Raw genomic sequence first — 16,192 nt, forward strand, 5'->3', positions numbered from 1 at the left:
TCCTAGCTTAAAAGGATTTCAAACTTAGAGGTTTCATAGTTTAAAAAGGCTGATTCGGCAAATAATCGTGCCTTATCTGCTCCTTTCGTTAGCCTGGCTGCCCTGTTCCAATTTACTGCCTGCTTGCTTTCCGGTTATTTTAGATTACATGCATAAAAAAATCCTTGTTTCAAAAGCTAATCCCAAAGGAGGAATATTTATGAAAAAAATGAACATTTTAATCATGGCCGTCCTCGTTCTATTATGGTCAGGGACTCTCTCATCGGCTCAGGCAGAAACAGTAAATAAAGGCGAAGTAAAGCTGACACAGCAGCAAAAAGAAGAGCTGTCAGCATTACACAGAAATATATTGGCAGAAAAGAAAAAATTGATAACAAAATATGTGGAGTATGGGATTCTTACTGAGGAAAAAGGAAAGAAAATCTTAACCCGCTTAGAAGAGCATTACAGTATGCTTGAAAAAGAGGGTTTTGTTCCACAGCATAAAATGGGAAGAGATAAATGGAAGCATCATCACCCTAATCATCAGAATAGACCCTGACTAAAACTAAAAGGGCACGGCAGAGAGCCTCGCCCTTTTGCTATTTTTTATAAAAAATTCTGGATACCAGTAATCCTATTGAACCTAATCCCATAAATAAAATGGCCCGTACCAGCATAGAGACACTAGGTATATCGAAGAAAATGAGCTTTAGGAGAGTGAGTAATAAAAGGCCGATTCCTGTATATCTGGCAATCTTTAAGCCTTTAATAAGTCCATATGCAATCACAGCCAGTGCGTATAAACACCAAATGGCGGAAAGGATTAGATGCTGAGAATTAATACTAAGTACTTCTGTAATAATCATCGTTTCCCTTGTTAGGAAGTAAAGTCCTAATAGTGTAAGAATGAGACAGGCTGCAACCGTAAGCACCTGTTTATCATCCTGTTTTAAGGGCTGGTCTTTAATTGAGACATTCCACAGCAATATAAAGGCTGAAAAAAAGGCAAGCCATGCCAACGTTTCGATGGAAAAGACTTCTGATAGATCGGCAGCCAATGTTAAAGCTGTTCCAATGAGAAAGATACTATATCCAGTAATCTGCTGAAGCTTCGTTCCGAGCTTCTTCCCTAACAACACAGCTAATGTTCCTTCAATCATAAGAACAAGCGCGATAAATTTCTGATCGAAGACATGGTATATAAAGAAAAAGATGGCTAATAGTGAAATCGTTGACGCGACAGTCCATTGAGACTGCCTATTCTTTCGATAAGCATAAAAGGACACAGCTGTATAAACCGCAATAGATATCAATAGAAAACCGGTTATTCCATGATCAGTAAATCCATACCTGACCCAGATATATGTAATTACAAAGCTGGCAAATACAGTTCCAATCTGTGACTTCATAAATTCACTGCGTGACAAAAAGGCTAAAACTAAAAAGGCATGCTGAATTAAAATGGCCCACGATAAGACGTTATTGTCTGCTCCAAAAAAAGGGCCCAGCAAACTGTAAATAGCTAAGACGACATTTAGCAGAATAGCAGATACAAAGTATAATTTCACATATTTAAACCTTATAGATAAATATAAAAAGGTTATATAGAGGAATGTTTCATATGCCGTGAAAAGGTACACATTTCCGGAGCTGCTGCCAATAAGGAAAGGAACCAAAAACCCGCCTATAACACTGAGAACAGCCAGTGCTTCTGATCTAAACTTGTTTGTGAAATAAATACCAAGCAAAATCCAGATTACATTTAATATGAACGCAATGTTTGAGGAAATTATTCCATACAGATTCGTCATAGCAAATGTAGTAAGCATTAATAAACAAATCGATCCGCCGAGCAGGACCTGGCCCAGTTTCTCTCTCTCTTCCTTAAATTGTGTAAGGCCGAGCCAGATTAATAATCCAGCTGTCAAAAACCCTAAGGAACATTTTACGGCAGGGTTTATAAAACCATAATCAGAGGCTGCCTTAAATCCCCAAATCAGACCAATCAATAAGACAAATATGAAAATTCTTGGAAGCCAGACTTGAGTAAGCAGTTTTTCATAATCGACTGCTTCTTTCACAGGTTTAGAGTGAGGAACAGGCTCCATGGGCCGTTGAGAAACAGGCTTTATAATCGGCTTTACATTTGGCGCTGTATTTACTGGCTTGCTGGAAAGGATAGAGATTTGATGTTCCAGCCTTTCAATTTTCCGTTCCAATTCTTCTACTCTATTTTCTATAGTCATTACGGTTCCTCCAGCATTTGGAATTGTATATTTATCATAACAAAAAAGGGCAATAAAAATGAGAGATTTTTTAAAAATTGTTAAAATTCACCAATACGCTTTAGGTATAATAACTATATAAAATTTTATAAAGGGTAATGACATGGAAAAGGATAACCCAAAACACATAGTGGGAGTGTCAGGATTGGTGACGAATGACAATGGGGAGGTTCTGGTTGTACAGTCCATTGATAGACTTGATACCTGGGAACTTCCCGGGGGACAGGTTCAGGAGGGCGAGCCGCTTGACCAGGCGGTAATAAGAGAATGTTTAGAGGAAACCGGAATACTAATCAAGCCGGTTGGTATAACTGGTGTTTACTATAATTCATCTTATGACGTTTTAAGTGTTGTATTCCGCTGTGAATATATATCAGGTGAAATAAACATTCAGCCTGATGAGATCAAAGATGCTAAATTTGCTGAAATCACTGAAGCGAATATGGATCAATACTTTACCCGTCCACATATAAAATCCAGATTTATAGATGCTCTGGGACCGGAAGTAATGGTTCCTTATGAAACCTGGGATGACCCCTATAACAGGACGGTAAGATTAGAACCTTCACTCACCAGCCCGCATCCGGAATGTAAAAACTAATGAATTTACATAATTATTTTATTAAGATTCTTTTTATTTTTACGAGAAATTTTTTCTAAATATTTCTAATTATCTGCCCTGCTCTGTCGATAATAAGTATGGACATACATATATTATGACAGAAGGTTGGAATGTATATGAAAATGAAAATGACAGTGGGCACTAAAATTAGAGGAGCTTTCTTAACTCTCTTCCTATTGCTTGGAGGTGCTGCGGGGCTGGCATGGTATGAAATAGGACAGGTAGACCGCTCATATACTGAGGTCCTGAAAACTGAAGTAGTAAGCATGGAAAGGGTAAAAGAATTGAAAGCGGAGCTGAACCAGCAATCAGGCGAAGTACGCGGCTATCTTATTACCGGGGACGAGTCATATATGGCAGCGTACCAAGAGTCAGCCAATTTGTTTGAAAAAAATGTACTCCTGATTCTATCCGAGACTAAGGATCCTGGGTTTAAGAAACTCATCAAGGAAATAGATGAAATTCATGGAGACTTTCAGATGGTTGTTGAAAAGGAAGTCAAAGCAAAAAAGGCCGGGAATATCAATGAATATATGACAATCGTTAAAACTAGCGCGAAAGATGTAGGAGCTGGTTTTAGAGCGGCCGTTGATAAAGCAGTGGCTTATCAAATGAATAAAGTGGATGAGGTTAGTGCATTGACTACTGAGGAGACTAAGCAGACTCAGTGGCTTGTGATGGCAATCAGTATTTTCTCACTGGCTGCAGCCCTAGGGCTTTCCTATCTCATCAATAACGCCATCACAAAGCCAATTATTGCTGCTTCAAGGGCAATCAATAAAGTCTCAGGCGGTGATCTGTCAATTAAAGAAATCAAGGTTAAAAACAAAGATGAGCTAGGAACCCTGATCACATCTCTTAACCAAATGATTCTCAATCTGCGTACGATCGTAGGAGAGGTTAATCAATCCGCAAGCCATGTAGCCGCAAGCAGTGAGCAGCTTGCAGCAAGCTCGGAAGAAAGCACAGCAGCTGCTGAACAAATTGCACATAACACACAAAGGGCCTCACAGGGAATGGAGATTCAACTGCAGCAGTTTGAGACCGTATCCCTTTCAGTTAACGATATGACTTCAGGCCTTAAGCAAATTTCCCATAATAGTGATGATATGCTTGCCGCGGCCGAACAAGCAAGTGCAGTCACAAAACAAGGCACTCAATCAATCGGCAATGTTGTCAGACAGATGGCTCTCATTCACGAATCAGTTAGTGAAGCTTCACAATTTATTCAATCACTTGATGTCCGCTCAGCTGAAATCAGCAATATTGTAAGCTTGATTACTGGAATAGCCGACCAGACCAACCTGCTTGCCTTAAATGCTGCCATTGAAGCAGCCAGGGCAGGAGAACAGGGCAGAGGCTTTGCAGTTGTAGCTGATGAAGTTAGAAAGCTAGCGGAAGAATCTAAGAGATCCGCAGACCAGATTACAAATATGATTAACCTGATTCAAGAGGAAATCAAGCAGGCCGTCCAGGCTATGGAAGAAGGAAATCAATTAGTAAATGACGGCTTAGGTGACTCTGCTGAAGCAAATGGGGCTTTCGATTCTATTTCGCAATCCATTGATTCCGTTGCTACAAAGGTTAAAGAGGTATCTGCTTCTGTTCAGGATTTAACTGCTTCGAGCGGGCAAATTACGGAGGCGGTCATAGAAGTCAGGGAGATCAATGAGATGAGTGCGGCTGCCACATTAGAAAGCTCAGCTGCCACAGAAGAACAGCTGGCTACTATGGAAGAAGTGACAGCATCAGCAGAAGCTTTATCTAAGCTTGCAGAAGATTTGCAGTCTTCCATTTCTCATTTTAAAATGTAAACAAAGCCCGGAAAGCTCTTTCGCTTTCCGGGCTTTAAAAACCGTTCTTTTGTAGGAATATATTTCTTGCTATATTCAAAACATAAGAGAGGTTTTCTTACTATTTGGAGGTTACATATGTATACATTACTTACACATAACGATTTAGATGGAGTAGGCTGCGGCATTTTAGCCAAACTCGCATTCGGAGACAAAGTGGAAGTCCGTTACAATTCGATATCTAGTTTAAACAGGCAGGTCGAACATTTCCTTGAAAAAAATGATCTCTCACAGATTTTGATGATTACGGACTTATCAGTCAATGAAAAAAATGAAGAAGGAATAGAAGAATTTATTAGCCGAGGAGGCAAAGTTACCTTAATTGACCATCATATTACAGCCATACATTTAAACCAGTATGACTGGGGATATGTAGCCGTTGAGGATGATGAAGGAAGGCCGGCTTCTGCCACATCGCTCTTGTATACATACTTAATTAAACAGGGTTTTTTAGCACCCTCTAAGGCGGCTGATGAATTTGTGGAACTCGTCAGACTGTATGACACATGGGAATGGGACCGCCTCTCCATTCAAGATGCTAAGAGGCTGAATGATTTATTTTTTATGTTCTCCATTGAGGAATTTGAAGAAAAAATGTTTGCCAGACTCAGTAAAAGCGAAGAATTTACCTTTGATGAACTAGAGATGAAGCTGCTGGACATTGAAGAAAATAAAATTGACAGATACATACGAAGGAAAAAGAGGGAAGTGTATCAAACCTTTATCGAGGGAGAATGTGCGGGAATTGTTCATGCTGAATCCTACCATTCGGAACTTGGAAACGAATTAATGAAGGAATTTAGCCACCTGGATTACATAGCCATTGTAATGGTAGGAGGAAAAAGGATCAGCCTGCGAACCACCCATGACCATATTGATGTTTCAAAAGTAGCTGCCCGGTACCAAGGTGGAGGACACCAGAAAGCATCAGGCTGCAATCTTACACAAGAAGGTTTTTCTATTTTTGTTGAGCAGCCGTTTTTAATTGAACCTTTAAAAGCAGATGCTTTCCATAATAGGTATAACATAAAAGAACCGGAAACCTTCTGTCTATTCAGCAACCACAATCAGGATATTATACTAATAAGCAGGGAAGCTGATGAAGAATGGAAACTAGAAATCAATAGAGAGGTAATTGGAATTTATCCGGCTTTCATGGATGCTGAACGGGTGGTAAAAAGAAAATATTATGCCTGGCTGGTCCGGGATGATCAATATGTAGAATTTCTTAGAAAAAGATACTTAGAAAAGCAATAATCGTTTTGGGAGAGCATAAATGATAAAAATCATAGCACACACTGAAATACAAAATGCGGAGGAAATTCTAAGAATTCAAATTCCTGCCTATAAAAAAGAAGCTGAACTAATTGGTTTTAACGGAATTCCTCAATTAAAGGATCAAATACATGATATCCAGCAAAGCAGAGAAATATTTGCCGGTTTTTATGAAAATCGTGCCTTATGTGGTTTTGTATCATATGAAGTTAAAGAAGACATACTCGACATTTGCCGGCTGGTCGTCCATCCTGAGCATTTTCTGAAGGGTATAGCGGGGAAACTTATTCAATATGTAATGGAATCTAATTCACATCTGCAAAAGGTGTCTGTAAGTACAGGAACTTTAAACACGCCGGCTATGAATCTTTATAAGAAAATGGGGTTTAACCCTATGAGTACAACTGAAATTGCAAAAGGCATTACAGTTACACATTTAGTTAAGCTTTTATAAATAACAAAACCAGGCTCCAAGAGGCAGAGCCTGGTTTTTTTTTATTTCAGCTTCTTTTCATAAACATCGGCAAATCAGTATGCCCCATCTCACGAACATAAACAAATAAGGCTCCTTTATGATGAACTTCATGATCCAAAGCAAGTTGTAAAAACTGTCTGGCAGTCATATTCCTGCCAACCATGGCTGATACATCTATCTCTCTTTCCAAATCGCGGTCTGACAGGGATTCAAGGATCTGCCTTGTTTTATCAGTGTAAATCTCTGCGAGTTTTTGAAGGTCAGATTCCTCTTCCACTTTTTCTTGAAAAGGAGCAAGATGTCCTTCCTTTGCAGCTGCTGCAAATTTATAAAACGATTCCAGTATGTGAGTGGCCAGTTTACTAGCAGGCATGGAAGTTTCTGTAGGCTGATACTGGTAATGCTCTTTTCCGATTTTGCTGATCAGCTCATTCGTAACATCCCGGTGAGATAAGAAATAGTGAAGAAAACGGTTTGCTTTGCTCATAATAGTACCGCCTAATTTTTTAGTGCTGAGATGAACGAAGGTATGTAAGAGTATTCGTAATGTTCATCCTCCATCATTATATTCTAATGAGGATATTTGGAAAAGAGAACAGCGGAAAATGGGAGATAGAATGGTATGGGGCAATATAAGGACAAAATTGAATTTCAGCGGCGGTCTTAAGTATTAGGTGAATTTTATATTTTTACATGTTACACGCAGAAATTAGAAATATCGCGCTGAAAATATTAGAATTGCGCAGAGAGTGGTAATTTTCGCGCCGAGTCTGGCAAGTTCTGCCGTGCATGGGTCGAGGACACACGCATTTTACTCAATTAATAAACCCATCTAGGACGAGACAAGAAAAAACCAGCTCAGGAGGTGAGCTGGTGTTAAACCATTGCTAAGTCAATTAAGTCCATTTCATTTACAATTTGATCCACTTCCCAGCCTTCAAGAGTTTCTTTTTTAAGAAGGGCGTTTACAAGAGCATCGAACTGAAAACGGTGAGTGTCAATTAACATTTCAGTTTGTTCTAAAGCTTCATGGAAAAGTTCTTTCATTTTTTGTTCTTTATCATCTTTGGTGAAGGAAAGGGTAAATCCATCCTGAAGCAGGCCTAAATCAACCATTTGTTCAATAATTTGTTTAGCCTGCTGGACATCTCCGCCTACACCGATACTATGCTCTCCAAGGAACATCCGCTCGGAGACACCGCCTGCAAGTATCATTTTAACTCTGTCCATGAGATCAGATGCAGTTGATAAGTGCATTTCTTTTTGGATAGGGGCTACATATCCTAAAGCCTGCCCGCGGGGAATGATGGTTGCTTTTCTGACTGAACCTGGCTTTGTAAGTGCAGAAATGAGTGCATGGCCGGCTTCATGAATCGCAACTCGGCGTTTTGTATCTGCATCTTTCATCGTTCTTGATGTGCTGCCTAAAATCGTTCGATCCAGGGCGAAATCCAAATCGCCTCTTGTTATGGTTTCCTGTCCATTTCGGACAGCTCTTCTGCTTGCCATTTCAAATAAGGAGCTGAGCTCTGCGCCTGAAAATCCAGAAGTGCTTTCAGCCAGTACGTCTAGAGAAGCTGTCACATCTTGTGCGAGTCTCTTTCCTTTTACATGAATATCAATGATATCCCGTCTTCCCTGTGTGTCAGGAAGAGGTACTTCAAAGGAAAAGTCAACACGGCCCGGGCGAAGGAAAGCATCGTCGAGCATATCTTTTCTATTGGTTGCTGCAATAAATAATATTCCTTCGTTATCAAGACCGCCGTCAAGCTGAACAAGAAGCTCAGTCAGGGTTTTCTCAGATTCCTCGCCACCATGCTGCTTACGCTTGGCAGCAAGTGCATCGACCTCATCTATAAAGATGACCGCAGGTGTCTGCTTCCGCGCTGTCTGGAACAAGTTTCTAACACGGGATGCGCCTACTCCAACAAACATTTCATTGAATGAAGCTCCGCTGGCAGTGAAAAAGCTTGCTCCGATTTCACGAGCCATTGCCTGCGCCAGCAAGGTCTTCCCAGTTCCAGGAGGGCCATAAAGAAGGACACCCTTTGGAGGTTTAATTCCCACTTTTGCCGATCTTTCCGGTTCTTTAATAATGGAAAGTGTCTGCAGAATTTCCTCTTTCATTTCTTCCGGAAGTCCGCCAACGTCATTTAGCGTGATGTTCGGCAGAGGACGGGACTTTGAAATGCTAGTTTTCATGGTACTGGCAGCACTGCCGCCTTTGGCTTTTCTTTGATACAGGAAGCCCGCTCCAATTAGGAGGATTAATAGACCCCCCATAATCCAGCCTCCATACTCGCTGCTATTTGTATATGTGTAATGAACATTATATTTTTCTACAAGCTTATCTACCATTTGACTGTTTGGAGGCACATAAGAAACATATTTTCCTTGCGGAGTAGTGAGAATCAATTTTCCATCCTGCTGCTCTTTTAAGGAAACTGGTCCACCTTTTTCGGATTGAATTGTTTCAGCCATAGAAGAGAATGGAATCGTCATTTCTTTCGTTGTCCCTTTAATGATCCAAAAAACCGCACCGACTATTATCAATAAACCTGCCAGGGGCAGAACGAACTTCGACATTAACTTTGGACGTGAATTCAAAGACTCATCTCCTTCTGTATGATACTTAAATTATAGAAAATTAAGATATATTATACAAAGGGAAATTTTAAGATTATAGCCGGTAAATAGTGGAAATTTACATAAAACAGGTTTAAAGTGCAAAAAAGTAGTTTTCTCTTTAAAGCCAAAAAAAAATAGTGCTGCATCAGCATCAGCACTATTTTGTAAGCTCAGCCTTCTAAAAATGTAGAGAACATCCATAAATGCTTCTCAAGAGAAACAGAAATACCTAACAGTAAATCGCTTGTTCCTTCATCACCTGCCGCTTGAGCTTGTTCCATTCCAGCTGCAAGTTCTTCAATCATCTGCTGAAAATCGGTACGTAAGGTCTCTACCATTTCCATTGTATTTTCATTTCCTGAAGCTTCTTTGATAGTCGCTGTCGCGAGAGCATCTTTTAAAGTGGCTACAGGCCTCCCTTTTATGGCTAATAGGCGTTCGGCCAATTCGTCAACATATTGGTTAGCTTCATTGTATAATTCTTCAAATTTGATATGAAGAGTAAAAAAGTTTTCTCCCCTTACAAACCAGTGGTAATTATGAAGTTTTGTATACAATACAGTCCAATTCGCTACCTGCTGGTTTAATACGCTTGATACATCTGACATTCCTGTTACCTCCTGAAAATGGTCTCAATGGTTATCATTTCGAAAAAAACATCAATTATACAATTGTTTTTTTTCAATAATATGTTTTTCCTCAAATCAACCCTAATTAAACATCAAGGAAAGGAACAGCTATTAAAAAAATATAAAAAGTCTAATAAAGGATTAAATGAGAAATCCCCACTATGGACTGTAGAAGGGAGCAGGGAGGACTCGTTTTTTTAAAAGTTTCAGTATTGGTCTTTGTTTTTAATTGGGATCCATAGAGGAGACAAGGAGGCCGTCGACGAAAACTTTGATGGAGCAAACGCGCAGAAAAAAACAGAGGGGAGAAAGAGAAATGGCATAAGAATTGAGAAAAAAATGTGAAAAATGTCTTCATTCGCTTAGAACATTTTTCAGAAGCTTATATCTGCAGCTATGAATGAAATTACTCGTTCATTTAATCACACGTGTCCCAATTTTAGAGGACAAACGGTACGCAGACCTAAAAGTAAGAGGCAGCCATAATGGCCTTTCTAAAGGATATTGCTCTACATGCATGACCGCTGCTATTGTTCCATATATATTGCTATAGACGACAGTCGGAATAATGCAGCGGGCGGTGATTAAATGGGCATTCGCGTTCGTAAGGACAACAGAGTTTTTTCGCTGGACGGAAAGAATAGCAGCTATTTACTGTGTATCGATAAACAAGGGCATTTACTCCATCTGTACTGGGGCGGCAGGATCAGCAATCTTGAAGACTTTGACCTGCCATTTGTAAAAGGAATATCTACTTTTGAGGCTAAAGAGGATATTATGGCAGAGGAATTTACACCCTGGGGGCAGCTGCGATTTAAAGAGCCCTCGCTAAAGGCTGGCTTTTTAGATGGTACGCGGGATCTTGACCTGGTCTTTGATGGCTACAGGGAAGAAGGGGAAGTATTATCCATTTCATTAACTGATTCCTTTTATCAGGTTAAGATTCAAATTGTTTATCAAGTATTTGCAGAGTTTGATGTTATTAAACGATATGTGATCCTTAATAATTTGGATGATCACGAAATAAGAATTCAATCGTTTTATAGCGGCGAATGGAATTTTTTAGGCAGCGATTTTTACTTTACTAATGTTCAAGGTACATGGGCCAATGAAGGCAATAGATTCCGGCAAAAAATTCTGCCGGGAAAAAATGTGATAGAAAGCCGAAGAGGAATTACCGCACATAACCATAGTCCTTATTTTATGCTGGATCGAGATGCTAAAGAGCACTCTGGTGAGGTATACTTTGGAATTCTGGCGCACAGCGGTAATTTTAAACTTACTATTGAACAGAAGCCTTATGATCAAACAAGACTTTTGCTTGGAATGAACGGTTTTGATACAGAGATTAGTGTCTCTCCTGAGGCAAGTTTTGAAACTCCGCCTGTTTACTTCGGGTACACTGTAGCTGGTTTCAACGGTGCATCTAACTCATTAAACCAGCTTGGTCTGCATCTTCTTCCTGAGAAGCACAGAGAAACAGTTAGGCCTGTTCTATATAACAGCTGGGAAGCGGCCAGATTCAACGTTACATGTGATAATCAAGCGGTGCTGGCGGAAAAAGCAGCACAATTAGGAGTTGAACTGTTTGTTGTGGACGATGGGTGGTTTAAAAACAGAAACAATTCCTCAGCGGGCTTAGGGGATTGGTATCCGGATGAGAGCAAGTTTCCAGAAGGTCTGGATCCTTTGATAAAAAAAGTAAAAAGTTTGGATATGAAATTCGGTCTATGGCTGGAGCCGGAAATGGTCAATCCGGATAGTTACTTATACAGAATGCATCCTGATTGGGTGTACGGCTTTGAGAACAGGAAACACAGCCTTTCACGGAAACAGCTGATTTTAAATATAACGAAACAAGAAGTAAGGAATTATTTGTTTTTTGTGATTGATCAATTATTAACAAAACATGATATTTCGTTTATCAAATGGGATATGAACAGGCCTTTTTCTGAGCCCGGTGCACTAAACCTTCCTAAAGAGAATCAGCAGGAAATCTGGATGCTGCACAACAGGCATGTTCTTGCCCTTATTAAAGAATTAAGAGATAAACACCCCCATGTGTTGTGGGAGGGCTGTGCATCCGGAGGCGGACGGGTAAATTTCGAGGCTCTCCAATATTTTGACCAATTCTGGCCCAGCGATAATACAGACGCTCTCGATCGATTGTCGATACAGCATGGATATAGCTTAGCCTATCCGATAAAGACCATGGTCTCATGGGTAACAGATTCGCCAAATATGTATACAAAAAGGGAAATTCCTTTAAAATTCCGCTGTCATGCTGCCATGATGGGAGCAATGGGAATAGGCTGCAACCTGAATAAACTTACAGCAGAAGATTCGGAAATTCTATCACAAAACATTGCCTTCTATAAAAAAGTGAGGACTATTATTCAAGAAGGCTGCTTTTACAGGCTGAGTTCAATTACAGAGAGCGGTTATCATGCGGTTCAATATACAAAAGATCAAAGATCCGTTATATTTGCTTTTAAGCGAGGAGTTAGTCGTCATAAAAAAAACTTTCAGCTTAAATTAAAAGGTTTTAAGCCGGAAACGCGCTATTGTATATCCCTGCAAGGAAAGGTAGCTGCGATAAAATCTGGGGATTATTTGATGAATGCAGGAATCAGCCTTCATCTAGAAGGGGAATATGACAGCTGTGTATTCGAAATCTTCCCGAAAATGGGCGAGCTATATAAAAATAAAAAGTCAAAAATTAACTTGTTTTAGATCCAAATTAGGAGCAAGCTGGTTAAAGCGGCTGAAAAGCCTAATAGCCTAGGTTAGTTTCTCCCATACTGATACAGACTAAGAGAGAAGAAAAACCGTACTGTACGGGGCGGAAAGGGAGGTTATCCAATGCCTATTTATCAATTTTATGCCTTGATTGAACCCAGGGACGATTCTTTTTTTGTAAAGTTTCCCGACATCGAGAGTTGTTTTACTGAAGGAACCACTTTATCCGAGGCAGTGAATCTTGCTGAAGAAACGCTTGGTGTATATCTTTCATTTTGCGAGGATGAGCGGGCGGAAATACCTAAAGCATCTCCGCTAAACCAAATGGAGGTTATCCAGGGAACCAGCTTAGTGCTTGTACAAGTGAATACCGATCATTTCAAGGGGCGGACGTAAGGCCCCTGTTTCTTTTTAAACAGGCAGTGGAGGGGTCTATATCATAGAAATCCCCTTAAGGACGAAAAATCCCCATAAATTTCTCGGAATCCCCATAAAATCGAATGTACCTCTCCAATAATTCAATTTACCCCATAAAATTGCATGCAGTCCTCCTAAATGGTTTAGCACACATCATGAAGCGTTCAAGGTTATCTCCCACTCACGGGTTTAGCATGAAAAGGACACAGTTCGCACACAGATAGATTAGAAGTGTGCCAGACCCCTTCTTTCGCCCCGAGAACCAGGTTTTTCTCCACGCAGCATGATCATCAATCAGATAGTCAGAGTACCCCGTCACGGAGCATGTGCCCTGAACAGATAATCAGTCTGACCCGCTCAACCCACCCTTAGCAATGATTCCTCTCTAGCCTCGAAAAATATACTCAATTTTTGCCAAAATAAAAAAGAGTTAATCCTGATAAAGGGATTAACTCATCTGAGAAGAATATAATAATAGCTGTTTAATAAAAAATCGGGTTATGATTTCTTATGAAGGTTTGGTGTAATCTTCACTAACAGACGCTCTCCGGCTTCCATTTTTTCGCCGCATAAAGGACAGTCTGGAAGATCCTCGAATGAGTAATCTTTTCTCATCCAGCCTTTGCAATCCTGTGATTGACATTCCCAAACTTCAATTTGTTCTTTTGGTTGTGGTTCTTCCCACTTTTTACTATTATACATGTATAATCACAACTCCTTTTACTTATTGTATCATGAATCGGGCATTATTTATAAAATAGGGGGATAAGAAATGTTAAAAATAGGCGTTATTGGTTTAGGAGACATTGCACAAAAAGCATACCTTCCTATTTTCAGCGGAATATCCGAGGCTGAATTTCATCTATATACAAGAAATCAGGACAAATTAAAAGATATCGGCCGGAAATACCGCTGGGAGCAGCTTCATGATAGTCTGGAATCTATAATTCAGTCAGGCATAATAGGTGCGTTTGTACATACTTCTACAGAATCTCATGAAGAAATTATCAGTAAGCTGCTAGAGAACGGCATACATGTTTTTGTAGACAAACCCATAACTTATAATTACCAATCTTCTAAAGCGCTAGTAGACCTGGCACAGGAGAAGAATGTCATATTAACCGTGGGATTTAATAGAAGATTTGCTCCTCCTTATCAATTTATTAACCAAATCAAAGACAGAAATATGATTCTCATGCAAAAAAACCGTAAGAGTCAGCCGGATGAGATTAGACGGTTCATTTTTGATGATTTTATTCATGTCGTAGATACAATACGACATTTATATCCTTATGAAATTGAACAAACAATTATTACAGGAAAATCTAACTCTGGAAAGCTGTCTCATGTAACTCTGCAGCTTCACTCTAAAGACGGCACTGCAATCGGTATTATGAATCGAGACAGCGGGACATCTGAGGAAAAGGTGGAAGTATTCGGGCCGGATGAGAAACGAGCGGCATTAAATGTTACCGATACAGTTATTTTTCAGAATAAAAACGAATGGAAGCCTGGCGGAAACGATTGGGAGCCTACACTCAGAAAACGAGGCTTTGAGCAAATGATTTTGAACTTCATAGATTCTCTAAAAGGAGACGCTAATCCATATATTACAGCTGAAGATGCGCTGATCACTCATAGGCTTTGTGAAAAGATTGTCATTCAATTAGAAAGAGAGTAATCTGCTGGGGGACTGAGGTATGCACAAGAAAAGTGCCGGACGAAAAAAAGTCAGGGCTATTTATTGGATTATAGGAGGAATCACCTTTCTTACACTGCTCGTTGCAGCCGGGGTAAGATCCGCGCCAGGCGTACTAATCATTCCGCTTGAAGAAGAGTTTGGCTGGAATAGGGCAGAAGTAACCTTTCCGTTATCGGTTAATCTGGCTTTGTATGGGCTTTGTGGTCCCTTTGCTGCTGCATTAATGAATCGATATGGTATTAGAAAAGTGATCTTAACCGCACTGTTTCTTCTTGTGGCTGGAACAGGGCTGTCACCTCTTATGACAGAAACCTGGCAATACACCGTGCTATGGGGAGTTACCGTAGGTATTGGCTCAGGGTTAACTTCCTCTGTTTTGGGAGCCGTTGTGGCTAACAAATGGTTCAAAGAAAAGAAGGGGCTGGTAGTCGGGCTTTTTACTGCCAGCGGAGCTGCCGGTCAATTGGTATTCCTGCCGCTCTTTGCTAAGCTGGTGACCACATTTAACTGGACTTTAGTAACAATGGTTAATGCCTGCACGGCCTTTATTATTTTTCTTCTTGTTGCCATATTTATGAAAAATGACCCGAAGGACGCAGGAGTGCTTCCCTATGGAGCGGATGAAAGTGAAGAGCAGATACAAAGTCCTGCAGAAAACCCATTCAAAGCCGTTTTAGGAGGACTCAAAACAGGGATACGCTCCAAGGATTTTTGGCTTCTTGCCGGGAGTTTTTTTGTGTGCGGCCTGTCAACCAATGGCTTAATCGGTACTCATTTAATTCCTGCCTGTATGGAAATGGGCATTCCTGAAGTTACAGCAGCAGGCATGCTGGCATTTATGGGAATATTTGATATCTTGGGAACTACTATTTCGGGCTGGCTCTCCGATCGCTGGGACAGCCGGAAACTGCTCTTATGGTATTATGGACTCCGCGGACTGTCGCTGCTATTTCTGCCTTATGCATTAGAATCTTCCGGCATTGCATTAGGAATTTTCGTAGTTTTTTATGGACTGGACTGGGTGGCAACTGTTCCGCCAACAGTAAAGCTCTGTAATGATGCTTTCGGAAAAAACAGCAATGTCGTATACGGCTGGGTTTTTGCTGCTCATCAATTAGGTGCTGCAGCAGCGGCATTTGGCGGGGGACTGTTGTTTACGATGTTCGGTACGTACACCGTCATATTCATGTCTGCCGGCATTTTGTGCGGTGCTGCCGCAGGATTTGTAACTCAAATCCAAAAGACGAATAATACTCCACTAAAAAACATAGCTTAATAACAATAATGAACTTCATTTTACTGAAAATTTGAAGTTTTGAAAGTAAATGGTTGACTTGGGCTATAGAAAGGTTTATAGTCATAATCATATTAATTGAATCGAATGGCTTTGACGAAGAGTAGTACCTTAGGCGGAATAATGCAGAGAGCCGGTGGCTGGTGGAAACCGGATAATTTTCCTAAGCGAATGGACTTCCGAGCTTTAAACCGAACCCTTTTGTTAGGCAGTAGGCTTTAACGTTTGCCCAGCGTTACATGGGCAGGTATTCAAGCATCTTGCTTTGATACCGTTAAGAGGGTTGCAGTT

At 40.4% G+C, this 16,192-nt stretch carries 14 protein-coding genes and 1 other annotated feature (1 of these 15 cut by a window edge); of the genes, 9 read left to right on the forward strand and 5 right to left on the reverse strand.

Annotated elements, in window-relative coordinates:
- Nucleotides 1–199: 199 nt before the first annotated feature.
- Nucleotides 200–541 carry a YckD family protein gene (locus JOC77_RS15780; RefSeq protein ID WP_204544891.1) on the forward strand — a complete coding sequence of 114 codons (342 nt, stop codon included), beginning with the start codon at nucleotides 200–202 and terminating at the stop codon, nucleotides 539–541.
- Nucleotides 542–581: 40 nt separating this feature from the next.
- Here JOC77_RS15780 and JOC77_RS15785 read toward each other — a convergent pair whose 3' ends face one another.
- On the reverse strand, nucleotides 582–2,228 hold the full coding sequence (locus JOC77_RS15785; protein WP_204544894.1) for a DUF2339 domain-containing protein: 1,647 nt from the start codon (nucleotides 2,226–2,228) through the stop codon (nucleotides 582–584).
- 142 nt (nucleotides 2,229–2,370) lie between these two features.
- Here JOC77_RS15785 and JOC77_RS15790 point away from each other — a divergent pair, with 142 nt between their 5' ends.
- The 4 genes from JOC77_RS15790 (at nucleotide 2,371) to JOC77_RS15805 (ending at nucleotide 6,471) form a co-directional block, all read left to right on the forward strand.
- Nucleotides 2,371–2,868: an NUDIX domain-containing protein gene (locus tag JOC77_RS15790; protein WP_204544896.1), complete on the forward strand. Its 498-nt coding sequence runs from the start codon at nucleotides 2,371–2,373 to the stop codon at nucleotides 2,866–2,868.
- A 137-nt stretch (nucleotides 2,869–3,005) separates the two neighbouring features.
- Nucleotides 3,006–4,703 (forward strand): methyl-accepting chemotaxis protein, encoded by a 1,698-nt coding sequence (locus JOC77_RS15795; RefSeq protein ID WP_204544898.1) that lies wholly within the window; start codon nucleotides 3,006–3,008, stop codon nucleotides 4,701–4,703.
- 117 nt (nucleotides 4,704–4,820) lie between these two features.
- The gene (locus tag JOC77_RS15800) at nucleotides 4,821–5,999 is read left to right on the forward strand and encodes a DHH family phosphoesterase (protein ID WP_204544900.1); all 1,179 of its coding nucleotides are present in this window, start codon (nucleotides 4,821–4,823) and stop codon (nucleotides 5,997–5,999) included.
- 19 nt (nucleotides 6,000–6,018) lie between these two features.
- Nucleotides 6,019–6,471 (forward strand): GNAT family N-acetyltransferase, encoded by a 453-nt coding sequence (locus JOC77_RS15805; protein WP_204544910.1) that lies wholly within the window; start codon nucleotides 6,019–6,021, stop codon nucleotides 6,469–6,471.
- 46 nt (nucleotides 6,472–6,517) lie between these two features.
- On the opposite strand, the gene JOC77_RS15810 is transcribed toward JOC77_RS15805, so the two are convergent.
- From JOC77_RS15810 to JOC77_RS15820, 3 genes are all read right to left on the reverse strand, one after another.
- The gene (locus JOC77_RS15810; RefSeq protein WP_204544924.1) at nucleotides 6,518–6,979 is read right to left on the reverse strand and encodes a DinB family protein; all 462 of its coding nucleotides are present in this window, start codon (nucleotides 6,977–6,979) and stop codon (nucleotides 6,518–6,520) included.
- A 389-nt stretch (nucleotides 6,980–7,368) separates the two neighbouring features.
- Nucleotides 7,369–9,099 (reverse strand): AAA family ATPase, encoded by a 1,731-nt coding sequence (locus JOC77_RS15815; RefSeq protein ID WP_239558823.1) that lies wholly within the window; start codon nucleotides 9,097–9,099, stop codon nucleotides 7,369–7,371.
- A gap of 191 nt (nucleotides 9,100–9,290) precedes the next feature.
- Nucleotides 9,291–9,728 (reverse strand): Dps family protein, encoded by a 438-nt coding sequence (locus JOC77_RS15820; RefSeq protein ID WP_204544927.1) that lies wholly within the window; start codon nucleotides 9,726–9,728, stop codon nucleotides 9,291–9,293.
- Between the two features lie 609 nt (nucleotides 9,729–10,337).
- Here JOC77_RS15820 and JOC77_RS15825 point away from each other — a divergent pair.
- Both JOC77_RS15825 and JOC77_RS15830 read left to right on the forward strand, forming a co-directional pair.
- Nucleotides 10,338–12,482, forward strand: a complete 2,145-nt coding sequence (locus JOC77_RS15825) for an alpha-galactosidase (RefSeq protein WP_204544929.1) — start codon at nucleotides 10,338–10,340, stop codon at nucleotides 12,480–12,482.
- A gap of 129 nt (nucleotides 12,483–12,611) precedes the next feature.
- On the forward strand, nucleotides 12,612–12,884 hold the full coding sequence (locus JOC77_RS15830) for a type II toxin-antitoxin system HicB family antitoxin (RefSeq protein ID WP_204544931.1): 273 nt from the start codon (nucleotides 12,612–12,614) through the stop codon (nucleotides 12,882–12,884).
- 519 nt (nucleotides 12,885–13,403) lie between these two features.
- On the opposite strand, the gene JOC77_RS15835 is transcribed toward JOC77_RS15830, so the two are convergent.
- On the reverse strand, nucleotides 13,404–13,607 hold the full coding sequence (locus JOC77_RS15835; protein WP_204544933.1) for a cold-shock protein: 204 nt from the start codon (nucleotides 13,605–13,607) through the stop codon (nucleotides 13,404–13,406).
- 70 nt (nucleotides 13,608–13,677) lie between these two features.
- On the opposite strand from JOC77_RS15835, the gene JOC77_RS15840 reads away from it, so the two are divergent.
- Nucleotides 13,678–14,586 carry a Gfo/Idh/MocA family protein gene (locus JOC77_RS15840; protein ID WP_204544935.1) on the forward strand — a complete coding sequence of 303 codons (909 nt, stop codon included), beginning with the start codon at nucleotides 13,678–13,680 and terminating at the stop codon, nucleotides 14,584–14,586.
- A 19-nt stretch (nucleotides 14,587–14,605) separates the two neighbouring features.
- A complete protein-coding gene (locus JOC77_RS15845) occupies nucleotides 14,606–15,883 on the forward strand; it encodes an MFS transporter (protein ID WP_204544947.1) in 1,278 nt (425 codons plus the stop codon).
- Nucleotides 15,884–15,985: 102 nt separating this feature from the next.
- Nucleotides 15,986–16,192 (forward strand) — a binding site (T-box leader); it runs 42 nt beyond the window's last position.

This window comes from Peribacillus deserti (assembly GCF_016909175.1).
In the GTDB taxonomy this organism is placed as follows: Bacteria; Bacillota; Bacilli; order Bacillales; family DSM-1321; genus Paraperibacillus; species Paraperibacillus deserti.

What these genes read in the sequence shown, in the direction of transcription:
- JOC77_RS15780 (WP_204544891.1), top strand. Translation starts at nt 200, where the DNA reads ATGAAAAAAATGAACATTTTAATCATGGCCGTCCTCGTTCTATTATGG.
- JOC77_RS15785 (WP_204544894.1), bottom strand. Translation starts at nt 2,228, where the DNA reads ATGACTATAGAAAATAGAGTAGAAGAATTGGAACGGAAAATTGAAAGG.
- JOC77_RS15790 (WP_204544896.1), top strand. Translation starts at nt 2,371, where the DNA reads ATGGAAAAGGATAACCCAAAACACATAGTGGGAGTGTCAGGATTGGTG.
- JOC77_RS15795 (WP_204544898.1), top strand. Translation starts at nt 3,006, where the DNA reads ATGAAAATGAAAATGACAGTGGGCACTAAAATTAGAGGAGCTTTCTTA.
- JOC77_RS15800 (WP_204544900.1), top strand. Translation starts at nt 4,821, where the DNA reads ATGTATACATTACTTACACATAACGATTTAGATGGAGTAGGCTGCGGC.
- JOC77_RS15805 (WP_204544910.1), top strand. Translation starts at nt 6,019, where the DNA reads ATGATAAAAATCATAGCACACACTGAAATACAAAATGCGGAGGAAATT.
- JOC77_RS15810 (WP_204544924.1), bottom strand. Translation starts at nt 6,979, where the DNA reads ATGAGCAAAGCAAACCGTTTTCTTCACTATTTCTTATCTCACCGGGAT.
- JOC77_RS15820 (WP_204544927.1), bottom strand. Translation starts at nt 9,728, where the DNA reads ATGTCAGATGTATCAAGCGTATTAAACCAGCAGGTAGCGAATTGGACT.
- JOC77_RS15825 (WP_204544929.1), top strand. Translation starts at nt 10,338, where the DNA reads ATGGGCATTCGCGTTCGTAAGGACAACAGAGTTTTTTCGCTGGACGGA.
- JOC77_RS15830 (WP_204544931.1), top strand. Translation starts at nt 12,612, where the DNA reads ATGCCTATTTATCAATTTTATGCCTTGATTGAACCCAGGGACGATTCT.
- JOC77_RS15835 (WP_204544933.1), bottom strand. Translation starts at nt 13,607, where the DNA reads ATGTATAATAGTAAAAAGTGGGAAGAACCACAACCAAAAGAACAAATT.
- JOC77_RS15840 (WP_204544935.1), top strand. Translation starts at nt 13,678, where the DNA reads ATGTTAAAAATAGGCGTTATTGGTTTAGGAGACATTGCACAAAAAGCA.
- JOC77_RS15845 (WP_204544947.1), top strand. Translation starts at nt 14,606, where the DNA reads ATGCACAAGAAAAGTGCCGGACGAAAAAAAGTCAGGGCTATTTATTGG.